This is a genomic window from Thermophilibacter provencensis (assembly GCF_030372065.1).
GTDB classification, from domain to species: Bacteria; Actinomycetota; Coriobacteriia; order Coriobacteriales; family Atopobiaceae; genus Thermophilibacter; species Thermophilibacter provencensis_A.
The window spans coordinates 153335-160413 of the sequence record NZ_JAUDEA010000004.1 but is presented as its reverse complement, the minus strand read 5'-3'; the positions used below and the strand labels follow the sequence as shown (position 1 = coordinate 160413).

The window sequence follows — 7079 nt, the reverse complement described above, 5'->3', positions numbered from 1 at the left end:
CTCGCCTGGTCGGCGCGGGAGATGGCCTGGTTGGCGAGGCTCGACTCAACGTAGACCACCGTGCGCGGGCCAAACGCCATCGTGACCACGGGGTCAACGCTCGCACGAACGTCCGAGCGCTCGAGCATCTTTGCCGCAAAGCGCGATCCCTTGGGCAGCGAGATCATGAGCTTCTCGCCATCGTCGGACACCGCGGTCGACGAGAGGAGCAGCGAGCCCTTGGCGGGCATCTGCGCCACGAGCTGGTCGACGACCTGCTTCCAGGTGCGCTGGAGGTTGCCGTTGCTGAGGCCGCCCCCGCCGCCCCGAGCCCCGGCGCGTCCCGCGCCTGCTCCGCGCTCGGCTGACGCCTCGCTCGCTTCGCGAGTCGCAGCGCGGGGCGCGCCGGGGCTCGGGGCGGCGGGGGCACTCGGCTGTGGCGCCTTCTCGGCTGGGGCGGTCGGCGCCGGCTCGGGCGCTGTAGCGGCGGCGGGCTCGCTGCTCTTCTCGGCGGGCGCGGGAGTCGGCGCGGCTGCCACATTCGGTTGGGGCTGGGGAGCAACCGGGGCCGTGGGGGCCGGCTGCTCGAGGCTCTTCTCGGCTGTTGGGGCGGCGCTCGCGAGCGCGCCGGGGGTGGCGAGAACGGCCACCTGGCGCTCGAGGTCCGCCACGCGCGCGGCGAGGGACTCGAGCGTGAGGTCCGTGGCGGGGCGCGCTATGCGCGTGAGGGCAATCTCCAGAACGAGGCGCTGGTTGGTGGCGGTGCGCATCTCGCTCGAGGCGTCGCCCAGGACGGTGAGCACGTGGGCGAGGCGGTCGGTGGAGCCAAAGGCGGCCGCCTCCGTGCGGAGCGCCTCGAGCTCCTCCCCGCGCGCGGCCACCACGTCATCGGCGCTGGGGACCGCCGCCACGACGTAGACGTCGCGCACGTGGGCGGCCAGCTCGCGCGTGAACTGCAGCAGGTCACGGCCGGCGTCCGCCAGCTCGGCGACCTCGGCAAAGAGCGCGGAGACGTCGCGGTGCGCCAGCGCGCGGGAGAACTTGCCCAGCACCGCGCCCGAGACCTCACCGAGAAAGTCCGTGGCCGCCGCCATGTCGATGCTTCCGGCGCCAAAGACCGAGAGCTGCTCCAGGGTGGTGAGGGCGTCGCGCATGCCGCCGCGCGCGTGGCGGACGATGAGCTCGAGGGCGGTCTCGTCGTAGGTGAAGCCCTCCTGCTTGCACACGTAGGCCAGGTGGGCCTGCATCTCGTCGTTGCCGATGGCGTGGAAGTCAAAGCGCTGCACGCGGCTGAGGATGGTGGCCAGGATCTTCTGCGGGTCCGTGGTGCACATGATGAAGACCACGTGCTCGGGGGGCTCCTCGAGCGTCTTGAGCAGGGCGTTGAACGCCTGCGTGGTGAGCATGTGGACCTCGTCGATGATGTAGACCTTGTAGCGGCCCATCGTGGGCGCATAGCTCACGCGCGAGATGATCTCCTCGCGGACGTTGTCCACGCCGGTGCGCGACGCCGCGTCAAGCTCGATCACGTCCGGGTGCTCGCCCGCGGCGATGAGCTGGCACTGCTCGCAGGTGCCGTCGGGCAGGGCGGCGGGGGCCTTCTCGCACATGAGCGCCTTTGCCAGGATGCGCGCCATGGTGGTCTTGCCCGTGCCGCGCGGACCACAGAACAGGTACGCATGGCTGGTGCGCCCCTCGAGCACGGCGCGCTTGAGGGTCTCGACCACGTGGGCCTGGCCCACGACCTGCTCGAACGTCTGCGGGCGATACTTGGTGTACAGCGATTCCATGCGACCTCCGGCGGTTTCGTCCCGAGGTCCTAGTATACCCGCCCTGCCGGACGCGGGGCGGCGCCCCTCATGATTCAAAAGGGGTCTGTCCCCTATTGAATCACGCGCGGGGGCGATACCAGGAGAGGAGCTCATCGGCGGCGTCTGCGGGGAGGTCGCGCAGGTCGAGGCCGTCGGCGTCGCTCGCCGCGGTGCGCACGGAGAGCGTGGCCACGCCGGCGCGCCGCTGGAAGGGGTTGGCGCGCACCTCCATGCGCTGCAGGCGAGCGCGCGGGGCGATCACGGTGAGGCGCGTCAGGCCGCCGGTAACGAGCACCAGCTCGCGGGCGGTTTGGCCGTAGCGGGCCGCGCCCCAGGCACGCAGCGCGTCCGCGACAAACCCCACGAGCAGCACTACGCTCAGCACGGCCGCGGCCACGAGCAACGGCTCCAGCAGCCACGCCGCGCTCTCGAGCAGGCCAGAAAACCCAAAGAGCCAGTGCACGCCAAAGAAGATCGCCGTCGCGAACGGCCACCAGATCACCGCGCGCACCACGGCGCGACGGCGCGCGACGGGCCCCAGGCGCCCCAGCTCAACGCTGCCAAGGACGCCCGCGCAGTCCGGCAGAACCTCCGCGAGGAAGGCGTCGACCTCGCCCACGCGGATGAACGGGTGAAGGAGCACGCTGCCCGAGGGCTCGCCGTCCTTCTCGCCGGGCGTGGCAACCACCTGTGCCGTGACCTCCGCATACCCGATGAGCTGGCGAATGATGCCCTGCCGCACCGCCACGTACTGCACGCGTCCCGCGGCAAGCGCGCGCGACGAGCGTGAGAGCAGGCCGTGCTCCACCACAACGCGGTCCTCGAAGCGCTCGACGCGATAGCCAGCGTAACGCACGAGGTTGACCACAAACGAGACCGCCGCGCCCAGGAGCAGCGCAACGGCGAGAAACGCCAGCACCGCGGGCACGACAACCGGTGAGATGCCGGCCATGAGCTCGTCGCCCCTGCCGACCACGTCCAGCAGCCCCCACTCTATGAGCTGGTTGGCCCCATTGACGAGAAGGACCACGAGCGCGAGGGCCTGGCTGCCGGCGCTCATCTGGGATGCCGCGGCGAGCGCGAGCTCGCGGCCCGCGAGCGAGAAGGTGGCAAGCGGGCGCCCCTCGGCCGGCGCGTCGTCCAGCGGGACGTCCTTCTCGCCCACCCCTGTCTGACCGGAGGCGGCGCGCTTGCGGCGGAAGAGCTCCGCGCGAAGAACGTCAGCCTCACCCGCACGGAGGCCAGAGATCTTGGACGCGTCGCCCTCGGAGGCGGCCGCGCCCGTGTCCAGGTCGAGCGTCAGGAGGCCAAACACGCGGTCGAGCAGCGACGAGTTCATCGAGACCGTGTGGATGTGCTCATAGGGAATCGTGAGGCTGCGGCGGCTGAACGGCCCCCAGCCCAGGCCCCAGCACAGGCGGACGCCCTCCGCCGTGAGCTCCCAGGTCCTGGCGCGCCAGACGGCAAAGCTCAGGAGCAGGCACGCCGCAAAGATGGCCGCGGCGGCAAGGACCAGCTTGGTGATCGTCCCCAGGTCCCCGGCAAAGAAGTCGCCGGCCAGGCCAAACGCCACGATCGCCACCAGGCCGGACGTCATCTTGAGCGCCTCAACGACCACCGAGAGCGGGTTGGCGCGACGCGTGCCGAGAAGCGCCTCGGGAGTGGCACCCGCCTCCTCAAAGAGCGAGCGCTCCGGGACGGTCAGGCGCTCGAGGTCCTTCTCCAGGCTGATGGGCTCGTCGCTTGGGGCGCCGGGCGCGGGCGGGCGGCCGTCCTTCTCGCCGGCGCTCACACGTCCTCCTTGGCGAAGCGCGCGAGCTCGGCCACGCGGTCGCGCAGCTCGTTGGCGTCGTCCTCCGCGAGGCCGGGTATCTCGAAGCTCTCTCCGGCGGTGGAGATGGTCACGGTGGCCAGGCCGTTCGCACGCAGGATGGGGCCCTGCTTGGTCTGAACGTGCTGGACGCGCACGAGGGGCACGAGCACGCGCTTCTTGGTAAAGACGCCGCGGTAGAGGTCCACGTCGGTGGGCGTGACGTCGTAGCGCCACGTTGCCATCTCAACGCGCGGGGAGATGAGGAGGTCGCCCACGCAGACCAGCTCGATGATGCCAGCCACCAGATAGACCCAGAAGACGTCGCCGCCCAGGTGACGCACGACGAGCCAGGCAACAACGGCCAGAACGGCCACCACAACGATGCCAATGGCGTCCGAGACGTACCACACGCGCAGCATGCGCGGGTCAAGGCGGTGCGAGGGCAGATTACCCATGAAACTCCTTCTGTCGCGGGGCGGAATCATTATCGCACGCGCGCCGACCGGCGCCTCTGAGAGGGGCTGCTGCCGCCTTGCACTCTCCGATCCCAAAAATAACGGGCACAGATCCACTGGGAAAAAGATGCCAACTGGGCTTTTGCTTCGCTCCCCGGCCATTTTGGCGGACCTGTGCCCGTTATTTTTGGGGCCACTCAAGTACGCGCCGAATCGAGGCATGAAAGAAGCGCGCTCGATGGGATCGGGTGCCCGCCAGAGGCCCCTTATGGCTGCTGCCTCCCGGCCCTGACCAGGTTCGAGGTGTTGCGTCACCCGAGCCCATCGAACGCGCTCGCAAAGAGTGTAGCAGAACCGCGGGAGCGCCACCGCACCGCGGCCCAAAATGGACGAGGGCCCGCCGACGCCAAGCGTCCCGGGCCCCCACTTCGGCAGCTGCCGAGCAATTGTGCTCTACAGTGCGGGCCCATGCGAAGCAATCTCGTCGTGCGCCCGCTCCCTGCGCAGTGAGTATCATTCCCCATCCGGCGCGCCCTAGCCACAGCGCTCCGGTGAGCGGTATTCTTCACCGGCCGAACATAACTGAGAGACAAGTCCTCCACATACGCTAGGATTTGACGGGTAAGCAACTCGAGGGGGGTCGATGTCCAAGAAGAACTCCACGCGCCGCAAGAACGCCGGTGCGGACGCCAACTTTGCAGGCGAGAAGTACGACGGCGAGCGCATCTCCGCAGTGTTTGACTACAACGAGCTCTGCCTCGCGCGCGCCGCGGAGCTGCTCGCCCCGCGCCTCGCGGACGTGACGATGGTGGCCTCGTTTGCCTCGCTGCTTGCCATCGTCCTGGTCGCGCTCATCGAGAAGGACCAGCTCGTCCTTCTTGTCGTGCTGTTTGTCATCTCGTTCTCGCTGCTCCAAGCCTCGCGCAACATCGGCAAGCTCAAGATGCGCTACGCGCGCGGCACCAACCTGCTTCCGGACGACGAGGCTCCGCGCCAGCGCGTGGTGGTCTGCGACGACGCCGTGCACGTTGAGCGCGAGAACGGCAGCACCGAGAGCTACAACCTCTCCGAGCTGCGCCGCGTTGGCGAGACCTCGGACTCCATCCTCGCCTGCTTTGGCAACAAGCGCTACGTCTACATCCCGCGCACGGCCCTCTCCGAGGGTCGCTTCCGCGAGGCGTCCCGCATCCTCAAGGGCCATCTCAAGAAGTAGCCCGCCACCAACCCGTCCCCTAACCCAGACCCAAGGAGGTCCCCATGGCCCTTATCAGCGTTGACTACTTCTCCTCCGCGCTCATGCGCACCACCACGCTCGAGGTCATTCTCCCCTTTGACGACCAGGGCGACGCCTACGCCACGGACTCCGCGATGCGCCGCGAGGGCGGCACCCTCGAGAAGGACCTCAAGACCTGGGAGGCCCACCCCTACCCCGCCCGCAAGGCGCCGTTCAAGACGCTCTTCCTGCTGCACGGCATCTCCGGCAACCACGCGGACTGGATCTCCGAGACCCGCATCCGTCACTGGGCGGAGACCCGCGGCGTGGCCGTGGTCATGCCCTCTGGCTACAACGCCTTCTACCTGGACCAGCCCGAGGTCCACAACTACTACGGGCGCTTTGTGGGCCAGGAGCTCGTTGAGGTGGCGCGCGCGATGTTTCCGCTCTCGCACCGTCGCGAGGACACCTTCATCGGCGGCATCTCGATGGGCGCGTACGGCGCGCTGCGCAACGGCCTCAAGTACTGTGAGACCTTCGGCGCCATCGTGGGGCTGTCCTCGGCCATGATCATCGACAGCTTTGACCAGATCATCTCGTCCGACGGTCTCTTCTTCCTCTCGCGCCCGTTCCTCGAGCACACCTTTGGCGACCTCAACCACGTGCGCGACTCCGACAAGGACCCCGCGCGCCTGGCCGCCGACCTCGTCTACTGCGACCGCCCACGCCCGCGCATCTTCATGAGCTGTGGCTCCGAGGACCCGCTTGCCGAGCCCAACCGCGTGTTGGCCCAGCGCATGCGCGACACGGGACTCGACGTCACCTATCATGAGATGCGCGGTGGCCACGACTGGGACTTCTGGAACGCAGCCCTGCCGGAGGCCCTCGACTGGCTCATCTAGCGCGCACGCAAACGGTCCGGACTCACGGGGAGGGACGCGAGAATGGCACTGCTCAGGGTCGACTTCTACTCCCACTACCTCAAGCGCAACGTGGTTCTCACCGCGGTGATTCCCGCCGACAAGATGGAGGGCGACAAGCTCGCCAAGAAGCGACGTGGGCCGTACCGCACGGTCTACCTGCTGCACGGCCTCTTTGGGCAGGACGTTGACTGGATCGACCGCACCCACGTGGTGGAGACGGCCGAGGCGCGCGACATCGCCCTCATCATGCCCTCCGGCGAGGACGGCCTCTACCTCAACAAGCCCGAGATAAACGAGTGGCACGGCAAGTTCATAAGCGAGGAGCTGGTGGACTTCACGCGGCGCCTCTTCCCGCTGTCCGCAAAGCGCGAGGACACGGCGCTCGCCGGCATCTCCATCGGCGCGTACACGGCGCTGATCAACGGCCTGCTGCGGCCGGACCGCTTTGGCTCGATCATCATCCTCTCCGGCGCCTTCATGCGCGACCGCGTGCTCGAGGCCGTGGAGAGCCGCTCGCCGCGCAAGCGCAAGTACTACGAGCGCTTCTTCGGCGACATCGACACCGTCATTGGCTCCGACAAGGACTATGTGGCGCTCATCGACAAGTTCAAGCAGGACCCGGAGCTGCCCAAGCCGCGCTTCTACTCCGCGTGCGGCCTGCACGACAACCTCTGCGAGAACAACCGCGACCTCGTGAAGCTCCTGCGCGACGCCAACTTTGACGTCACCTACTGGGAGCCGGACATCGGCGCACACGAGTGGCCGTTCTGGAACGCGTGGATCGACTGCGCGCTGGATTGGTACGCGCCCGGCCCGATGAAGCCCTCCACGGCCGAGGTGGACTACACGGCGCTCACCACGCTGCGCCCGCCCGAGAAGCAGTAG

At 68.4% G+C, this 7079-nt stretch carries 6 protein-coding genes and 1 other RNA gene; 3 read left to right on the top strand and 4 right to left on the bottom strand.

The window, feature by feature from the left end:
• From dnaX to ffs, 4 genes are all read right to left on the bottom strand, one after another.
• Positions 1-1769 (bottom strand): DNA polymerase III subunit gamma/tau (gene dnaX, locus QUW25_RS04275; protein WP_289510982.1); only part of this gene is annotated, 1769 nt, incomplete at its 3' end.
• Positions 1770-1869: 100 nt separating this feature from the next.
• The gene (locus QUW25_RS04270) at positions 1870-3582 is read right to left on the bottom strand and encodes a PH domain-containing protein (protein ID WP_289510981.1); all 1713 of its coding nucleotides are present in this window, start codon (positions 3580-3582) and stop codon (positions 1870-1872) included.
• Positions 3579-4058 (bottom strand): PH domain-containing protein, encoded by a 480-nt coding sequence (locus QUW25_RS04265; protein ID WP_289510980.1) that lies wholly within the window; start codon positions 4056-4058, stop codon positions 3579-3581. Before QUW25_RS04265 ends, QUW25_RS04270 begins: the two co-directional genes overlap by 4 nt.
• A gap of 232 nt (positions 4059-4290) precedes the next feature.
• Positions 4291-4386: signal recognition particle sRNA small type (gene ffs / locus QUW25_RS04260), an RNA gene on the bottom strand.
• Positions 4387-4701: 315 nt separating this feature from the next.
• On the opposite strand from ffs, the gene QUW25_RS04255 reads away from it, so the two are divergent.
• Genes QUW25_RS04255 through QUW25_RS04245 form a run of 3 tightly spaced genes read left to right on the top strand, consistent with a single transcriptional unit; the run spans position 4702 to position 7079 of the window.
• A complete protein-coding gene (locus tag QUW25_RS04255) occupies positions 4702-5271 on the top strand; it encodes a hypothetical protein (protein WP_289510979.1) in 570 nt (189 codons plus the stop codon).
• Positions 5272-5315: 44 nt separating this feature from the next.
• Positions 5316-6173, top strand: a complete 858-nt coding sequence (locus QUW25_RS04250; RefSeq protein ID WP_289510978.1) for an alpha/beta hydrolase — start codon at positions 5316-5318, stop codon at positions 6171-6173.
• Between the two features lie 42 nt (positions 6174-6215).
• Complete coding sequence (locus QUW25_RS04245) at positions 6216-7079, top strand: alpha/beta hydrolase (protein ID WP_289510977.1); 864 nt, start codon at positions 6216-6218, stop codon at positions 7077-7079.